The following is a 16,525-nucleotide window of genomic DNA, read 5'->3' as shown; positions in this document are numbered from 1 at the left end:
GGACAGGGGGCACGGACGGGGTGTCCGGCAGGGACGGGGTGGACGGGAGGGGGGTGGGGGTGGGGACGCTCGGCAGGTCCGGGATCCCGGGCGCCGGGGTGCTCCTGCCCTTGCCCGGCTTGTCGGTGACGTTGCCGTAGATGCCCGCCAGGTCCAGGTCGGCGGTGATCTTCAGGTTGACGTAGTCGCCCTTGACGGCGTCCACCACGTTGCGCGGGAACGGGTAAGTGGTCAGCAGCTCAAGGGAGTTGGGCAGATCGTCGCCCGCCTTGTTCAGCTGCTGCAGGATGGGCCGGAGCTGCCTGAGGTTGGCGACGGTGTCGTCCCGCGAGGCGTTCACGACCTTGGTGCCGGTCTTGCCGAGCCGGGACAGGCCGGTGAGCATCTTGGTCAGGTCGCGGCGCTGGTCGGCGAGGACCTTCAGGGCGGGCGGCATGGTGTCGACGGCCTCGGCGATCGTCCTCTTCTCCTTCTTCAGCCGCTCGGCCAGCCGGTCGACGCCCTTGAGCGCGCGGACGATGTCCGCCCGCTGGTCGTCGAGGCCCCCGAGGAAGGTGTCGAGTTCCTTGAGCAGGGACCTGACCCGGCTCTCGCGGCCGTCCAGGGCCTTGTTCAGCTCGACGGTGATCGTCTTGAGCTGGGCCACCCCGCCGCCGTTGAGGAGCGCGGACAGGGCGGACAGCACCTCTTCGACGTCCGGGTTGCGGCCGCTGCGGGACAGCGGGATGCGGTCGCCGTCGCGGAGCCGGCCGACGGGCTGCGTGCCGGCCGGCGGGGACAGCGCCACGTACTTCTCGCCGAGCATGCTCGTCTGCCGCAGCTCGGCGACCGCGTTGCCGGGCAGCTTCACCGTGTCGGCGATCCGCAGCCGCACGCGCGCGTGCCAGCCGTCCAGCTCCACCTTCTCCACCGCGCCCACGGTGACGTTGTCGACCTTGACCGCCGACTGCGGCACCAGATCCATGACGTCCCTGAACTCGACCGTGACGTGGTACGCGCGGCCGTCCGCGGCGGCGCCTCCGGGGAGCGGGACGTCGTACCAGCCGTTGAACTCGCAGCCGGTCAGCAGCAGCGAACCGACCGCCGTCCAGGCGGCCACCCGGCCCTTGCGCAGCACACTCATGCCCGGGCCCCCAGGATTCCGCCGAGGGTCTTGTCGACCGTGCCCGTCGAGGACGGGGCCGTCGGCACCTTGGGCAGGGAGTCGAAGAGCTTCTTCAGCTCCGCGCAGTTGCCGTGGTCGTCCCCGGTCGTCCTCAGGAGCGAACAGAGCAGGGATGCCGGGTCCTGCGGTGTCTGCGCGTTGTTGCGGGTGTCGAGGGTGCCGGCGGCGGGGTTGTAGGCGTTCTGCAGGTTCGACAGGCCGGTGGGGGCGACGTCCAACAGCTCCTCCAGTGCGGCCCGTTGGGTGACCAGGACCTTGGTGACCTTGCTGAGCCCCCGCACGTCCGAGGTCAGCGCCTTCTTGTTGTGCTTCACGAAGTCGGACACGTCGCCGAGGGCCGCGCCGAGGTTCTGCAGCGCCGCCGCGAGGTCCTTGCGCTCCCCGGCCAGCTGCGCGGCCACCTCGGCGAGGCTGGTGTTGAACGACCGCACGCTCTGGTCGTCCGCCGCCAGCGCGGCCGTGAACACCTGGAGGTTGCGCACGGTGCCGAACAGGTCGCCGCGGCCGTCGGACAGCGTGGTGACCGCCTGCGAGAGGTCCTCGACCGTCTGGTTGAGGTTCTCGCCCTGGCCCCGGAGGTTGTCCGCGCTCACCCCGAGCAGCCGCGACAGCGAGCCCTTCTTGTTGGCGCCGTTCGGGCCGAGCGCCTCGGCCGTGGTGTGCAGGCTGTCGAAGATCCGGTCCAGCTCGACGGGGACGGCGGTACGGGACTCGGGGATGACGTCGCCGTCCCGCAGCGCCGGGCCCTTCCGGTACACCGGCAGCAGCTGCACATAACGGTCGCTGACCACCGAGGAGTTGATGATGGCGGCCTGCGCGTCCGCCGGGACCTTGCGCCCCTGCTCGTACTCCAGCTCCACCCGCACCCGGCCGCCCTCCGGCGTGATCCGCTTGACCTCGCCGATGCGGACGCCGAGGACGCGGACGTCGGAACCGGGGTAGATGCCGACGGTGCGCGGGAAGTACGCCGTGACGCGGACGGGGTCGGGGTGCGGCCACAGGAGGACGGCGAGCCCGACCACGACCGCGAGTGCGGTGAACAGCGCCAGGAGTCTGCGGGTCATCGGGTGCCTCCCGTCCGTGGCGTGACCGGGGCGGCGACCAGGTTCTGCACGTACGAGTCGAACCAGCGGCCGTTGCCCAGGGTGTTGGTGAAGAGCCGCACGTAGGGCGCGAGCAGCTTGACGCTCCGGTCGAGGCTCGCCTGGTTGCGTTCGAGCATCTGCACGAAGGTGTCGAGGTTCTTCAGGGCCGGCCCGATCTCCTTCCGGTTGTCCTCGACCAGGCCGGAGAGTTCGATACCGAGCAGGGCGCTGCTCTTGAGGAGGTTGTGGATCGCCGTGCGCCGCTTGCTGATCTCCTTGAACAGCGCGTTCCCGTCCGTCACCAGCGCGGAGAAGTCCTTCGTGTGGCCGGCGAGCACCTTGGTGACTCCGTTCGCGTGGTCGAGCAGGTCGCGCAACGCCTTGTCGCGGGAGGCGACGGTCCTGGAGATCCTCGACAGTCCCTTGATCGACGCCCGCACTTCCTCGGGCGAGTCCTGGAAGGTGGCGGAGATCGTGTCCAGCGCCTTCGCGAGGCGGTCCGTGTCGACCTCCTCGGTGGTGGTCGTGAGATCGCTGAAGGCCTGGACGACGTCGTACGCCGACACGGTCCGCCGGAGCGGGATCTCGCTGCCGGGCTTCAACCGGCCCGGCCCCTTCGGGTGCAGGGCCAGGTACTTCGCGCCGAGGATGGTCTTGACCCGGATCGACGCGCCGGTGTCGGTGCCGAACGCCGGGTCGCCCTTGACCTTGAAGGTCACCTTGACGTGGTCGCCGGCCAGGTCGACGTCCTCGACCTTGCCGACCTTGACCCCGGCGATCCGCACCTCGTCGCCCGGCTTGAGCCCGCCCGCCTCCGAGAAGTCCGCGCTGTACGTGTCGCCGCCGCCGATCAGCGGCAGGCTGTCGGCGTTGAACGCGGCGACGGTCAGCAGCGCGAGGACGGTCAGCCCGACAGCGCCCACGACGAGCGGGTTGCGCTCACGGAAGGGCTTGAGCCGGGGGCGCTTCAGCCGGATCCGGGGCAGTCTGGGCGGCAGGACGCGCACTTTTACGAGGGGTTCGGGGCGGGGCGTGCGCTTCGTCCGCCCGGGGAGCTTCGGCAGCTGGGGCGGCAGGACGCGCACTTTCACCAGAGGTTCGGGGTGGGGAGTGCGCTTCGGCCGCCGGGGGAGCTTCGGCAGCCGCGGTGGCAGGACGCGCACCTTCACCAGGGGCTCGGGGCGGCCTCGCCGCCCCAGGGGACGCAGGCTCATCCGCCGCACCTCGCCCGTGCCACGTGCATCTCGGGTGTGAGCACCTTCTTGGTCTTCGGCAGCACGATCCGGCCGTCGAAGTCGCAGAGGTAGAAGTTGAACCACGAGCCGTAGGACGCCGTCCCGGTCAGCTCGTCGAGCTTGTTCGGCAGCCGCTTCAGCACGCCCTCCACGGTCTTCTCGTTGTCGTTCAGCGTTCCGGTCAGGTCGGTCAGCCCGGCGATGTCGTCCTTCAGCGGCGGGCGCGCGTCCTTCAGCAGCCCGGAGGTGGCGTCGGCGAGGGCGCCGATGTTCACCAGGGAGTCCCCGATGGGCTTGCGGTCGGCGGACAGCCCGGAGATGACCCGCCGCAACTGCTTGAGCAGCCCGGAGAAGCGGGCACCGCGCTTGTCTAGCGTCCCCAGCACGGTGTTGAGGTTGTCGATCACCGAGCCGATCAGCTCGTCCCGGTCGGCGAGGGTCGTGGTGAGCGAGGCCGTGTGCGCGAGCAGGCTGTTCACCGTGCCGCCCTCGCCCTGCAGGGTCTGGATGATCTCGGTGGCGAGCTGGTTGACGTCGTTCGGGCTGAGCGCGGCGAACAGCGGCTTGAAGCCGCCCAGCAGCGCGTTGAGGTCGAGCGCCGGCTGGGTCCGGGACAGCGGGATGGTGCCGCCCGGCCGCAGCCGGAGGGTGCTGTCGCCCACGCCCTCGGTGAGCGCGATGTACCGCTGCCCGACCAGGTTCCGGTAGCGGACGACCGCGTGGGTGCCGGCCGGCAGCGGGCGGTCCGCGGTGACGGTGAAGGTGACCTCGGCCAGCGTCCGGTCCTTGATCCGGATGCCCTCGACCTCCCCGACCCGCACCCCGGCCACCCGGATGTCGTCGCCGGTCTCCAGCCCGGTGACGTCGCTGAAGACCGCGTGGTACGTGTCCTTCGGAGTGAAGGAGATGTTGACGATGGTCGCGGCGAGCAGGGCCGTCGCCGCGATCGTGACCAGCGCGAAGAGGCTGAACTTGATGAGCGGGGCGGCGGTCTGCCGGGCTCCTGCGGTCCTCATGCGACGCTCACCGCCGTCCCGCGGGCCAGCGGCCCGAACAGCAGGGTCGCGACGGGCGGCACCTCGTCCGCGGGGACGCCCATGACAGGGGCCACGAGCGAGCCGACGGCCCGCTGCTCGGCCGCGGTGGCGGACACGTCGACACCTCCGGGGAGCGCGCCGCCCGGACTTCCGGCCGACGTACCGTCGTTGAGATGGGGTTTCGGGCCGGGCACCTGCGGATGCGGCAGGCCCCGGCAGTTCGGCCCCGACCGCTCGCCGTAGACCGGCTCCTCGCCGGGCCGGTACGCGGCCTGCGGCCGTACGACCTCGAGGGTGATCCGCATCTCGCCGCCCCGGAACGCGTCCTCCGACGCCTTCTCCTGCCGGACCAGGCCCTGCAACAGGCACGGGTACTCGGGGGAGTAGCGGGCGAACAGCTCCAGCGTGGGGCGGGAGATCCGGCCGAGGGTGATCAGCCGGTCGCCGTTCTGGGCGAGGAAGTCGTCCGCGGTGCCCGCGACCGTGGCGGTCGTCCGCAGCGCGGCGGCCAGCCGGTCCTTCTGCTCGACGATGGTCCGGCTGGTGGTGACCGTGTTGTGCAGGATCCGCATCAGGTCGGGCGCGGCGTCGCCGTACACCTCGGCGACATCGGCGAACCGCGCGATGTCCTCCTGGAGCGACGGCAGGTGCGGGTTGAGGCGGCGCAGATAGCCCTCGACCCGGGTGAGGTTGTCACCGATACGGTCGCCGCGGCCCTCCAGCGCGGTGGCGAACGCCGAGAGGGTGGCGTTGAGTTCGCCCGGCCGGACGGTCCGCAGCAGCGGCAGCAGGTCGTTCATCAGCTGCTGCACCTCGATGCCGACCTGTGTGCGGTCCTGGGTGATGACGTCCCCGGCGCGGATCGGCCGAACCGACGACTGCGCAGAGCGCGCGGGCGCCACCAGGTCCACGTACTTCTCGCCGAACAGCGTCTTGGGCAGCAGCCGCGCGTGCACGTCCGAGGGGATGTACGCGACGTACTGGGGCTTGAGCGCGATGTCGAGCGTGGCCTTCGTGCCGTCCGCGTGCACCTCGCGCACCTCGCCGACCAGCAGTCCGCGCAGCTTGACGTCGGCCCGTGGATCGAGCTGGTTGCCGAGGCTGTCGGCCTGCAGGGTGATGCGCACGACGGACGTGAACGCCTGCTGGTACACGGCCACCGCGAGCGACAGCAGCAGCGCGAGTACGGCGATGAACGCGATGCCGTACAACCTGAGTCTCAGCACTCTCACCGGCCTCACCCCGCGATCCGTACGGTCGTGTTGGCGCCCCAGATCGCGAGGCTCAGGAAGAAGTCCAGGACGTTGATGGCGACGATCGACGTCCGCACCGCACGCCCCACCGCGACGCCGACTCCCGCCGGACCGCCGCTCGCGTAGTAGCCGTAGTAGCAGTGCACCAGGATGATCAGCACGGCGAAGACGATCACCTTGCCGAAGGACCACAGCACGTCGACGGGCGGCAGGTACTGGTGGAAGTAGTGGTCGTACGTGCCCGTCGACTGCCCGTAGTAGCCGGTGGTGATGGTGCGGGCGGCCAGGTACGAGGACAGCAGCCCTACGACGTACAGCGGGATCACGGCGACGAAGCCGGCGATCATCCGCGTCGTCACCAGGAACGGCAGCGAGGGCACGCCCATCACCTCCAGCGCGTCGGTCTCTTCGCTGATCCGCATCGCGCCGAGCTGCGCGGTGAAGCCGGCGCCGACCGTCGCGGACAGGGCGAGCCCGGCCACCAGCGGGGCGATCTCCCGGGTGTTGAAGTACGCCGAGAGGAACGCCACGAAGTTGGAGGTGCCGAGCTGGTTGAGGGCCGCGTAGCCCTGGAGGCCGACCTCGGTGCCGGTGAAGAAGGAGAGGAAGGCGATGACGCCGACCGTGCCGCCGACGACGGCGAGCGCACCGCGCCCGAAGCTGACCTCGGCCAGCAGCCGCAGGATCTCCTTCTTGTAGCGGCGCAGGGTGCGGCCCGTCCACGCCAATGAGCGGCCGTAGAAGGAGAGTTGGGTGCCCAGCTCTTCGAGGGAGCGCAGGGGGCGTTCGAGTGGTCGCATCGGCTAACCCCTCTGCGGGACGATCTGGAAGTACACCGCGGTCATCACGAAGTTCGTCACGAACAGCAACATGAAGGTGATCACCACCGACTGGTTCACGGCGTCGCCCACGCCCTTCGGCCCGCCCTTCGCGGTCAGCCCCTTGTACGAGGCGACGATCGCCGCGATGGCCCCGAACACCAGCGCCTTGAACTCGGCCGCCCACAGGTCGGAGAGCTGGGCGAGGGTGGTGAAGGAGGCGAGGTAGGCGCCCGGAGTGCCGTTCTGCAGAACGACGTTGAAGAAGTAGCCGCCGGCCACTCCGACCACGGACACCAGGCCGTTGAGCAGCACGGCCACGACCATCGAGGCCAGCACGCGCGGTACGACGAGCCGGTGGATCGGGTCGATGCCCAGCACCTGCATCGCGTCGATCTCGTCCCGGATCTTCCGGGCCCCGAGGTCCGCGCAGATCGCCGTGCCGCCCGCGCCCGCGATGAGCAGCGCGGTGACGATCGGCGAGGCCTCGCGCAGGACCGCGAGCACGGATGCCGCACCGGAGAAGGACTGCGCGCCCAACTGCCGGGTCAGGCTGCCGATCTGGAGGGCGATGACGGCCCCGAAGGGGATCGACACCAGAGCCGTCGGCAGGATGGTGACGCTCGCCACGAACCAGGCCTGCTGGATGAACTCCCTTGCCTGGAAGGGCCGTCGGGGCAGGGTCCGGACGACGTCCAGCGCCATCGCGAACAGGTTGCCCGAGTGCCGCAGCGCGCCTGTCGGGGAGAGACTCATGCGCCGCTCACCTCCTCCCAGCGCAGCCCGGCCTCCCGTCTCGCGATCGCCTCCCAGCGGGGCGGGCGGGTGATGCCGGGGCTCGGCAGCAGACGGGGAGGAAGGCCCTCGGCCGGGCCGCGCTCGTCGATCTGCGCCAGCTCCTGCTGGACCTGCGCCGCGTCCTTCTCCTCCGCCATGCCGATCGGCCCCTGCATCCGGCCGTTCAGGAACTGCCGTACGACGGGCTCGTTGCTGGTCAGCAGGTCCTCGCGGGGCCCGAACATCACCAGCTCACGGCGGAACAGCAGCCCGATGTTGTCCGGGACCTGGCGGGCCGAGGCGATGTCGTGCGTGACGATCAGGAAGGTCGCGTCGATCTGCGCGTTGAGGTCGACGATGAGCTGGTTGAGGTAGGCCACGCGCACCGGGTCGAGGCCCGAGTCCGGCTCGTCGAAGAGGATGATCTCCGGGTCGAGCACCAGGGCGCGGGCGAGCCCGGCCCGCTTGCGCATACCGCCGGAGATCTCGCCGGGCAACTTCCCCTCGGCGCCGATCAGCCCGACCATGTCCATCTTCTCCAGCACGATCCGCCGGATCTCGCTCTCGGACTTGCGGGTGTGCTCGCGCAGCGGGAAGGCGATGTTGTCGTACAGGTTCATCGAGCCGAACAGCGCGCCGTCCTGGAACAGCACGCCGAACAGCTTCCGCACCTCGTACAGGTCGTGCTCGCGCAGCCGGGTGATGTCCCGGCCCGCGACCCTGACCGACCCGCGCTCCGGCTTCAGCAGTCCGACGAGCGTCTTGAGGAACACCGACTTGCCCGTCCCGGAGGGACCGAGCATCACCGACACCTCGCCGGCGGGCAGCGTCAGCGAGACGTCCTGCCAGATGACCTGGTGACCGAAGGACTTGGTCAGCCCTTCCACACAGATCTCGACACCCATCCGGTCCCACCCTTCGCCCGTGGAGCAGCTCCGACATCTGCTCTACGGGGAGGGGCGGGGCGTCCGTCGCGACGGACGCAAGATTTTTTTCGGACGCGTTGACGGGGGGTTACGGCAGCTCGGCTACGGCAGCTTCGGCAGCTTCAAGGAAGGCGTGGGTACGGCGACGGGAACGGACGGCACGGCGGGAGCGCCCGTGACCGAGGGGAGCGTTGGTACCGAGGGGAGCGACGGCACCGCCGACTCCACCGGCAGCTCGGGAAGCGGAGGCGACGAGACCTCCGGCAGAGGCGGCACGGAGAGCGGTACGACGGATCGGTCAGCGGGTGGCCGAGTCGCCGCCCGGCTCGGGGCCGCCGTCGCCGCCGGCCCGGGCGTCTCCGGAGAGCGCACCTGCCGGGTGCTGTCCGTCCGGAGGACCTGCGCCCCGCTGGACACGGCAGGCCGTGGAGCCGGAGCACCCGTCCCACCGCCCCCGTCGAGCGCGTACGGCAGCACGAACCCCGCCACCGCCAGGGTCGCCGCGGTCGAGGTGACCGCCACGGCCTGGGCCTTCCCCGCCCCGCGCGGCCGTCCGCGTCCGAGCAGGAACAGCACCACCCCGAGCGTCCCGGCCAGCGAGGCGCGCAGCGTCCGCCGGGCCCGGGCCAGCAGCGACTCGACCGTCCGGTAGCTGAGCCCCATCCGCACGGCGACCTGGCTCACGTCCAGATCCTCGGACCTCAGCCGCAGGGCCTCCGCCTGCCGGGCGGGCAGCTCCCCGCTGCGGACGGCCACCCACTTCGCCTCGGCCCGGTCGCACACCGCCTCCTCGACCGGCACGGGGCCCGGTGCGTGGAGCGTGGGGCTGCCCCCGACCTCGGCTTCCCGGTTGACCTGCCGGTGCCGGTCGACGCACAGCCGCATCGTCACGGTGGTCAGCCAGGCGCCGAGGCGCTCGTCGTCGAGTTCCGGGCGCTCGGCGGCGCGCAGCATCGCCTCATGGACGGCGTCCTCGGCGTCCTCCGGGCTCATCGACCGGCGCCGGGCCACCTTGAGCAACTGCTCGCGGTGGCTCCACATGCGCTGCCAACGCTCGTCGGCGGCCTGTATGTCCGCAGGCATGTCCGTCGCCATGAGGGCCCCTTCGCGCTCACCCACCGGTCGGTGCTTCCGGCGGGTGGCGACATTACCGCCGAGTATCCGCGGTTGTGGAGGGGCCGAGACGCATCGTGTTCTAGCCGTTGCTGGTCAGTGGGCCGGGGTCGGGCAGTACGCCGCCGCCGGGCAGCGTGAGGGTCGGCCGGGGGAGGGGGACCAGTGGAGTCTCCGACGCCTTCGGGACGTCGGGCGTACGGGACGGGGAGGCGGAGGGCGAGGCGGGCGGTGCCGGCGGCGTGCGCGAGGGGCCCGGGCCCGGCTTGCGGTCCTCGGACGGCTTCGGCGAGGGTTTCGGGGTCTTCGGACGGGACGGCTTCGGCCGGTCCCGGGACGCGCCGGACGCGTCCGGCACCACCCGGTGTCCGGTCAGGTAGTACGCGTACCAGGCCCGGACCGTGCGCAGATAGGCGTCCGAGTGGTTGTAGCCGAGGATCGCCCGGTCCAGGTCGGCGGGGTTCGAGAGGTCCCGGCCGCCGGCGCACAGATAGCGTCCGGCGGCGAGCGCCGCGTCGTAGACGTTGTCCGGGTCCGCGTGCCCGTCCCCGTTGCCGTCCGCGCCCCAGTGGGCCCAGGTCGACGGGATGAACTGCATCGGGCCGACCGCGCGGTCGTACGCCGCGTCCCCGTCGTAGGCCCCGCCGTCGGTGTCGGGGACGACGGCGTAGGCACCGCCGGTCAGCCGGGGCCCGAGGATCGGCGTCACGGTCGTACCGTCCGGGGTCACCCGGCCGCCCCGTGCCTGCCCGGACTCCACCTGGCCGATCGCGGCCAGCAGCTGCCAGCGCAGCCGGCAGCCGGGCGCGGTGCGGGCCAGCTCCGCCTCGGCGCGCCGGTAGGCGGCGAACACGGTCGCGGGCAGGGCGCCGCCCGGCGCTCCCTGGGCCGAGGCCGCCTTGCGGGGCCGCAGCGGGGGCAGATCGGTGCGGTAGGGGGTGTCGCCGGACACGCTGGGGCCGTGCTCGGCGGGTGCCGGCTTCGGCACGGGCTCCACGGCCTGCGACGCCGACACCGCCCCCGGCGCCTGGGACGCGGTCAGCGCGGCCATCGCCGCCGCCGCGACCGCCGTACCCCTGGCGCCTCTGAACACGCCCGACCCGAATGTGCGCACCTCGTGGTCCCCTCCCTGTGCGGCTTCCGTCCCCTGCTCTACGCGGGCGGGCGGCCCGTCCGTCGCGGGAAGTCGCGGGAAGTCGCGACAGGTCGTAGGAAGGTCGCGGGAAGGCCGGCAGGAAGGTCGCGGGAAGCCGGACCTGCTCGGGACCCCGGCTCGGCACACGTGTCCGTTAAGGTCTCCCCAAGCGGCCGGGGCGGTCCGACCCCCAGCGCCGCGGACCTGGCGGAACGCGCGGGTCGGAGCAGATGCCATGGGGGCACAGTGCGACTGAGAGTGGAGTTCACGACCGAGCCCTTCGACCTGGACGAGGCGCCCGCGCACGCGCTGGCGGCCCGCGAGGTGATCGAGGCGGCGGAGCTGGACGCGGTGGACGTCGGCCCGTTCGGCAACACGGCGGAGGGCGGCGCCGACGCGGTGCTGACCGCCGTGGACGCACTGCTGCGCAGGACCCTGGAAGCCGGTGCCACCCGGATCTCGCTGCAGGTCAACGTGATCGGAGCGGGCGAATGACCGGTACCGGGGACGAGCCCTTCATCACGGCCGTGAAGCCGCTGGTCGACGCCATGGGCGGGGACATGCTCCCGCCCGACGAGGCCGGCCCCGAGGACGTCGTCCTCACCTGGGAGGGCGTCGACGTCGTCGCCGTACGCCTGCCCCAGCTCGCCGACTCCCTCGACCACATCCTGGCCGCCATGGAGCGCCGCCAGGGCCGGCCGCTGGCCGACCTGGACCGCAAGGCCAAGCAGGAGGTCGTGCGCATACTGGAGGCACGGGGCGCCTTCGCCGTGCGGCACGGGGTGGAGACCGTGGCGAGCGCGCTGGGCGTCAGCCGCTTCACGGTCTACAACTACCTGAACCGGGAGAAGGGTGCCTGAGCCCGCGCCGCGGGATCAGTTGTGTTACCCGGAATTTTCAACAAAGTGTTGACGTCGTGTTTCGGAGGGCGTTAGCTGTTCGCAGCCCGTTCAGCACGACGGCCGTTTCCGGCCACGGAGGCCCCCGTGACTACGACTTCCACGCCCCCGGGCCTGGCCCGGTTCAACGTCCTGGAGGAGCACGCGGCACTTGCCGACCTCCACGAGGCGTGCGCCTCCAGCGAGTGGGGCCGGCGGCTGCTCGCCGCCCGCCCGTACACCACCGCCGACGACCTGTACGCCGCCAGCGACGCCGCCATGGCCGAGCTGAGCACCGCGGACCTGGAGGAGGCGATGGCCGGCCACGCGCCGATCGGCCGCCCCAAGCCCGGCGACCCGACCTCCGCCCGGGAGCAGGCCGGCATGGCCGGCGCCGCCGAGGAGCTGAAGACGGAGATGCTCGAACTGAACCTGGCCTACCAGGACAAGTTCGGCCACGTCTTCCTCATCTGCGCCACCGGCCGGACCGGCGAGCAGATGCGGGACGCGGTCAAGGAGCGGATCGGGAACTCGCCGGAGCAGGAGCGGGAGATCGTCCGCACCGAGCTGGGCAAGATCAACCGCATCCGACTGGCCCGACTCGTCGAAGAGGACGCCTGAGACCATGAGCACCAGCACCACCGCCTCCGTGTCCACGCACATCCTGGACACCTCCGTCGGCCGCCCCGCCGAGGGCGTCGCCATCCAGCTTTCCGCCCGCAGCGGCCGGGACGCGGAGTGGCAGGCGCTCGGAGGCTCCGCGACCGACGCGGACGGCCGGTGCAAGGACCTTCCGGACCTGCCGGAGGGGACGACACACGTACGGCTCGACTTCGCCGTCGAGACGTATTTCGAGAAGAAGCAAGCCGATGCGCAGCAGGACGCCCCCGCGAATCGGGACAGCGGTGACGTGTTCTTCCCCGAGGTGGCGATCACTTTCGCCGTCAACCCCGGGGAGCACTACCACGTGCCGCTGCTGCTCAACCCGTTCGGCTACTCCGTTTACCGAGGGAGCTAGCTAAATGCCCACCATCCTGGGACAGAACCAGTACGGCAAGGCCGAGAACCGAGTCGTAAAGATCACGCGGGACGGCGCCACCCACCACATCAAGGACCTCAACGTCTCCGTCGCCCTGAGCGGCGACATGGAAGAGGTCCACTACTCCGGCTCCAACGCCAACTGCCTGCCGACCGACACCACCAAGAACACGGTGTACGCGTTCGCCAAGGAGCACGGCATCGAGTCCGCCGAGCAGTTCGGCATCCACCTCGCCCGCCACTTCGTCACCTCGCAGGAGCCGATCCACCGCGCCCGGATCCGGATCGAGGAGTACGCCTGGGAGCGGATCGCGACCTCCGACGCCAACTCCAAGTTCATCGGCGCCGACGAGGTCAAGCACTCCTTCGTCCGCAAGGGCCAGGAGACCCGCGTCACCCAGATCACCTACGACGGTGAGAAGTGGGAGGTCATCTCCGGCCTCAAGGACCTGGTCGTCATGAACTCGACGAACTCCGAGTTCTGGGGTTACGTCAAGGACAAGTACACGACTCTGCAGGAGGCGTACGACCGCATCCTGGCCACCCAGGTCTCCGGCCGCTGGCGGTTCAACTGGACCGACGACGAGCAGAAGATGCCCAACTGGGAGAAGTCCTACGAGCAGGTCAAGAAGCACATGCTCCAGGCCTTCGCCGAGACGTACTCCCTCTCCCTGCAGCAGACGCTGTACCAGATGGGCTCGCGCATCATCAACAACCGCAGCGAGATCGACGAGGTGCGCTTCTCCCTGCCGAACAAGCACCACTTCCTGGTCGACCTGGAGCCCTTCGGGCTCAAGAACGACAACGAGGTCTACTACGCCGCGGACCGGCCCTACGGCCTGATCGAGGCGACCATCCTCCGGGACGGCTGCGAGCCGAAGATCCCGGTGGACCTCACCAACCTCTGATCCGCCTCCCTTTGCGGCACCCGCGGCCGGCGGGCCCTGCCTCCCCGGCCGCGGCACTCAAACTCCCTAGGGTCCTGCCGTGCCCACTCCCTTTGAGTCCACTGAGCGAAAAGGACGAATCATGGCAGCAGCCCAGCGCATCGTCATCGAGAACTGTTCGATCGCGACTGTCGACGCCGACGACACCGAGTACGCCTCCGGGTACGTGGTCATCGCCGGCAACCGCATCGAGGCGGTCGGCGCGGGCAAGGCACCCGAGGGCCTGGAGAACGTCGTACGCCGTATCGACGCCACCGGCCACCTGGTGACGCCCGGCCTGGTCAACACCCACCACCACTACTACCAGTGGATCACCCGGGGCCTGGCCACCGACCACAACCTCTTCAACTGGCTGGTCGCGCTGTACCCGACCTGGGCGCGCATCGACGAGCCGATGGTGTACGCGGCGGCCCAGGGCTCGCTCGCCATGATGGCCCGCGGCGGCGTCACCACCGCCATGGACCACCACTACGTCTACCCGCAGGGCTCCGGCGACCTGTCCGGCGCGATCATCCGCGCCGCCCGCGAGATGGGCGTCCGCTTCACCCTGGCCCGCGGCTCCATGGACCGCAGCGAGAAGGACGGCGGCCTGCCGCCGGACTTCGCCGTCGAGACCCTCGAAGGCGCCCTCACCGCCACCGAGGCCACCGTCAAGGAGCACCACGACGCCTCCTTCGACGCGATGACCCAGGTCGCCGTGGCCCCCTGCTCCCCCTTCTCCGTCTCCACCGAACTGCTCAGGCAGGGCGCCGAGCTGGCCCGCCGCCTCGGCGTACGGCTGCACACCCACGGCTCGGAGACCGTGGAGGAGGAGAAGTTCTGCCACGAGCTGTTCGGCATGGGCCCGACCGACTACTTCGAGTCCACCGGCTGGCTCGGCGAGGACGTGTGGATGGCGCACTGCGTCCACATGAACGACTCCGACATCGCCGCCTTCGGCCGCACGAAGACGGGCGTCGCCCACTGCCCGTCCTCCAACGCCCGCCTCGCGGCCGGCATCGCCCGTGTCCCCGACATGCTGAAGGCGGGCGTCCCGGTCGGCCTCGGTGTCGACGGCACGGCGTCCAACGAGTCGGGTGAGCTGCACACCGAGCTGCGCAACGCCCTTCTCATCAACCGCCTCGGCGCACACCGCGAGGCCGCGCTGAACGCCCGCCAGGCGCTGCGCCTCGGCACCTACGGCGGCGCCCAGGTGCTCGGCCGCGCGGCCGAGACCGGCTCGCTGGAGGCCGGCAAGCTGGCCGACCTGGTGCTGTGGAAGCTGGACACCCTCGCCCACGCCTCCATCGCCGACCCGGTGACCGCGCTGGTCTTCGGCGCGGCGGCCCCGGTCACCGCCTCCTTCGTCAACGGACGTCAGATCGTCGAGAACGGCCGCCTGCTGACCGTCGACGAGGACGCCATCGCCCGTTCCACGCGGGACGAGGCCCAGCGCCTGGCGCGCATCGCCGCCCAGGGCTGAGCCCCACAGGACACCGGCCGGGAGGGACGGCTCCCGGTCGGCAGCCGTGGACCCGAGCGGGGTCCATGGCGGCCGTCTCCGGGGCGCGCGTTCATGCGCGCGCCCCGGAACGGTCACCGTCCCCAGGCCCCTCGAGGGGCCTCCGGTCCCGCACGACCGTCGCGCATTACCTCCTTGAAACCCACGTCAGAGCTGACGTGTCTAACCGCGACCGGAGGAGCCGCTGTGACCGCTCAGATCGTTGACCCTGTCGACGAGATCCACCCAGTCGACGAGAAACTCCCCGCAGTCAAGATGGCGACGAGCGGCCTGCAGCACGTGGCCGCCATGTACGCAGGAGTCGTCGCCCCACCCCTGATCGTCGGCGCGGCCATAGGCCTGACCGGCACCGAACTCACCTTCCTCACCGGCGCCTGCCTGTTCACCGCGGGCCTCGCCACCTTCCTCCAGACGCTCGGCATCTGGAAGATCGGCGCCCGGCTGCCCTTCGTCAACGGCGTCACCTTCGCCGGGGTGGCCCCCATGACGGCGATCGTCGCCTCCGCGCACGACAAGTCCGACGCACTGCCGATCATCTACGGCGCCGTGATCGTCGCGGGCCTCCTCGGCTTCGTGGCAGCCCCCTTCTTCAGCAAGGCGGTCCGCTTCTTCCCGCCCGTCGTCACCGGTACGGTCATCACCCTGATCGGCGTCTCCCTCCTCCCGGTCGCCTTCAACTGGGCCCAGGGCCCCAACCCCGCCGCGCACGACTACGGTTCGACCACCAACCTCGGCCTGGCCGGCATCACCCTCCTGATCGTCCTCGCCCTGCGCCGGTTCACCCGGGGCTTCGTGAAGCAGATCGCGGTCCTGCTGGGCCTGGTCGCGGGCACGCTGGTGGCGATCCCGTTCGGTGTCACCGACTTCGGCCCGGTGGCGGACGCGGACGTGATCGGCTTCCCGAGCCCGTTCCACTTCGGCGCACCGCAGTTCCAGGTCGCCGCGATCCTGTCGATGTGCGTGGTGATGGTGGTCTCCATGACCGAATCCACGGCCGACATGCTGGCGCTCGGCGAGATCGTCGAACGCCCCGCGGACGAGCGGACCATCGCGGCGGGCCTGCGCGCCGACACCCTCGGCTCGGCCCTCAGCCCCCTCTTCAACGGCTTCATGTGCAGCGCCTTCGCGCAGAACATCGGGCTGGTCGCGATGACGAGGATCCGCAGCCGGTTCGTCGTCGCCACGGGCGGCGCCTTCCTGGTCCTGATGGGCCTGTGCCCCATGGCAGCCTCGCTGATCGCGGTCGTACCCCGCCCGGTGCTGGGCGGCGCGGGCGTGGTCCTGTTCGGCTCGGTGGCGGCCAGCGGCATCCAGACCCTGGTCCGGGCCGGCCTGGAGAAGGACAACAACGTCCTGATCGTCGCGGTGTCCCTGGCGGTGGGCCTGATCCCCATCACGGCGCCGGACTTCTACCACGCCTTCCCCGAGACGGCGCGGATCGTCCTCGACTCGGGCATCTCGACGGGGTGTGTGGCGGCGGTCCTGCTCAACCTGGTCTTCAACCACCTGGGCCGGGGCCGCGAGGCCGAGGACGTCACCCACCCGATGGAGTCGGGCGAGGAACTGGCGCCCGCGCACTGAGCGCTGTTCGCCCAGGGGGTACGGCGAACAGCCGTA

Annotated in this window: 17 protein-coding genes; 7 read left to right on the top strand and 10 right to left on the bottom strand. The window is 70.8% G+C overall.

What is annotated here, in order from left to right:
* The 10 genes from BEK98_RS04590 to BEK98_RS04545 all read right to left on the bottom strand — a co-directional run.
* Positions 1-1,123, bottom strand: a 1,123-nt coding sequence (locus BEK98_RS04590) for an MCE family protein (protein WP_094215079.1), incomplete at its 3' end; no start/stop codon positions are given.
* Positions 1,120-2,229, bottom strand: a complete 1,110-nt coding sequence (locus BEK98_RS04585; RefSeq protein WP_208643001.1) for an MCE family protein — start codon at positions 2,227-2,229, stop codon at positions 1,120-1,122. The genes BEK98_RS04585 and BEK98_RS04590, both read right to left, overlap by 4 nt.
* Complete coding sequence (locus BEK98_RS04580; RefSeq protein ID WP_425276585.1) at positions 2,226-3,257, bottom strand: MCE family protein; 1,032 nt, start codon at positions 3,255-3,257, stop codon at positions 2,226-2,228. The genes BEK98_RS04585 and BEK98_RS04580 overlap by 4 nt, the downstream gene beginning before the upstream one ends.
* 203 nt (positions 3,258-3,460) lie before the next feature.
* On the bottom strand, positions 3,461-4,501 hold the full coding sequence (locus BEK98_RS04575; protein WP_094215046.1) for an MCE family protein: 1,041 nt from the start codon (positions 4,499-4,501) through the stop codon (positions 3,461-3,463).
* A complete protein-coding gene (locus BEK98_RS04570) occupies positions 4,498-5,754 on the bottom strand; it encodes an MCE family protein (RefSeq protein ID WP_208643000.1) in 1,257 nt (418 codons plus the stop codon). The genes BEK98_RS04575 and BEK98_RS04570 overlap by 4 nt, the downstream gene beginning before the upstream one ends.
* 5 nt (positions 5,755-5,759) lie before the next feature.
* Positions 5,760-6,575 carry an MlaE family ABC transporter permease gene (locus BEK98_RS04565; RefSeq protein ID WP_094215044.1) on the bottom strand — a complete coding sequence of 272 codons (816 nt, stop codon included), beginning with the start codon at positions 6,573-6,575 and terminating at the stop codon, positions 5,760-5,762.
* 3 nt (positions 6,576-6,578) lie between these two features.
* Positions 6,579-7,349 carry an MlaE family ABC transporter permease gene (locus BEK98_RS04560; protein ID WP_094215043.1) on the bottom strand — a complete coding sequence of 257 codons (771 nt, stop codon included), beginning with the start codon at positions 7,347-7,349 and terminating at the stop codon, positions 6,579-6,581.
* Positions 7,346-8,275 carry an ABC transporter ATP-binding protein gene (locus tag BEK98_RS04555; protein WP_094215042.1) on the bottom strand — a complete coding sequence of 310 codons (930 nt, stop codon included), beginning with the start codon at positions 8,273-8,275 and terminating at the stop codon, positions 7,346-7,348. Before BEK98_RS04555 ends, BEK98_RS04560 begins: the two co-directional genes overlap by 4 nt.
* Before the next feature lie 123 nt (positions 8,276-8,398).
* On the bottom strand, positions 8,399-9,391 hold the full coding sequence (locus BEK98_RS04550) for an RNA polymerase sigma factor (RefSeq protein ID WP_094215041.1): 993 nt from the start codon (positions 9,389-9,391) through the stop codon (positions 8,399-8,401).
* Between the two features lie 100 nt (positions 9,392-9,491).
* Positions 9,492-10,460 carry a lytic transglycosylase domain-containing protein gene (locus BEK98_RS04545; protein ID WP_094215076.1) on the bottom strand — a complete coding sequence of 323 codons (969 nt, stop codon included), beginning with the start codon at positions 10,458-10,460 and terminating at the stop codon, positions 9,492-9,494.
* A 330-nt stretch (positions 10,461-10,790) separates the two neighbouring features.
* Here BEK98_RS04545 and BEK98_RS04540 point away from each other — a divergent pair, with 330 nt between their 5' ends.
* The 7 genes from BEK98_RS04540 to BEK98_RS04510 all read left to right on the top strand — a co-directional run bounded on the left by BEK98_RS04540 (position 10,791) and on the right by BEK98_RS04510 (position 16,489).
* Positions 10,791-11,039: a YkoF family thiamine-binding protein gene (locus BEK98_RS04540; protein ID WP_094215040.1), complete on the top strand. Its 249-nt coding sequence runs from the start codon at positions 10,791-10,793 to the stop codon at positions 11,037-11,039.
* A complete protein-coding gene (locus BEK98_RS04535) occupies positions 11,036-11,404 on the top strand; it encodes a helix-turn-helix domain-containing protein (protein WP_094215039.1) in 369 nt (122 codons plus the stop codon). Before BEK98_RS04540 ends, BEK98_RS04535 begins: the two co-directional genes overlap by 4 nt.
* A gap of 126 nt (positions 11,405-11,530) precedes the next feature.
* Positions 11,531-12,043, top strand: a complete 513-nt coding sequence (uraD, locus tag BEK98_RS04530; RefSeq protein WP_094215038.1) for a 2-oxo-4-hydroxy-4-carboxy-5-ureidoimidazoline decarboxylase — start codon at positions 11,531-11,533, stop codon at positions 12,041-12,043.
* Between the two features lie 4 nt (positions 12,044-12,047).
* The gene (uraH, locus tag BEK98_RS04525; RefSeq protein ID WP_094215037.1) at positions 12,048-12,440 is read left to right on the top strand and encodes a hydroxyisourate hydrolase; all 393 of its coding nucleotides are present in this window, start codon (positions 12,048-12,050) and stop codon (positions 12,438-12,440) included.
* A 4-nt stretch (positions 12,441-12,444) separates the two neighbouring features.
* Positions 12,445-13,368, top strand: coding sequence for a factor-independent urate hydroxylase (gene pucL / locus BEK98_RS04520; RefSeq protein WP_094215036.1), 924 nt, complete (start codon positions 12,445-12,447; stop codon positions 13,366-13,368).
* A gap of 121 nt (positions 13,369-13,489) precedes the next feature.
* On the top strand, positions 13,490-14,869 hold the full coding sequence (locus BEK98_RS04515) for an 8-oxoguanine deaminase (protein WP_094215035.1): 1,380 nt from the start codon (positions 13,490-13,492) through the stop codon (positions 14,867-14,869).
* A gap of 93 nt (positions 14,870-14,962) precedes the next feature.
* Positions 14,963-16,489 (top strand): nucleobase:cation symporter-2 family protein, encoded by a 1,527-nt coding sequence (locus BEK98_RS04510; RefSeq protein WP_279635450.1) that lies wholly within the window; start codon positions 14,963-14,965, stop codon positions 16,487-16,489.
* Positions 16,490-16,525: the final 36 nt, after the last annotated feature.

Origin of the sequence: Streptomyces diastatochromogenes, from assembly GCF_002242805.1 — a bacterium.
Classification (GTDB): domain Bacteria; phylum Actinomycetota; class Actinomycetes; order Streptomycetales; family Streptomycetaceae; genus Streptomyces; species Streptomyces diastatochromogenes.
This window is presented reverse-complemented; position numbering and strand designations above follow the sequence as displayed.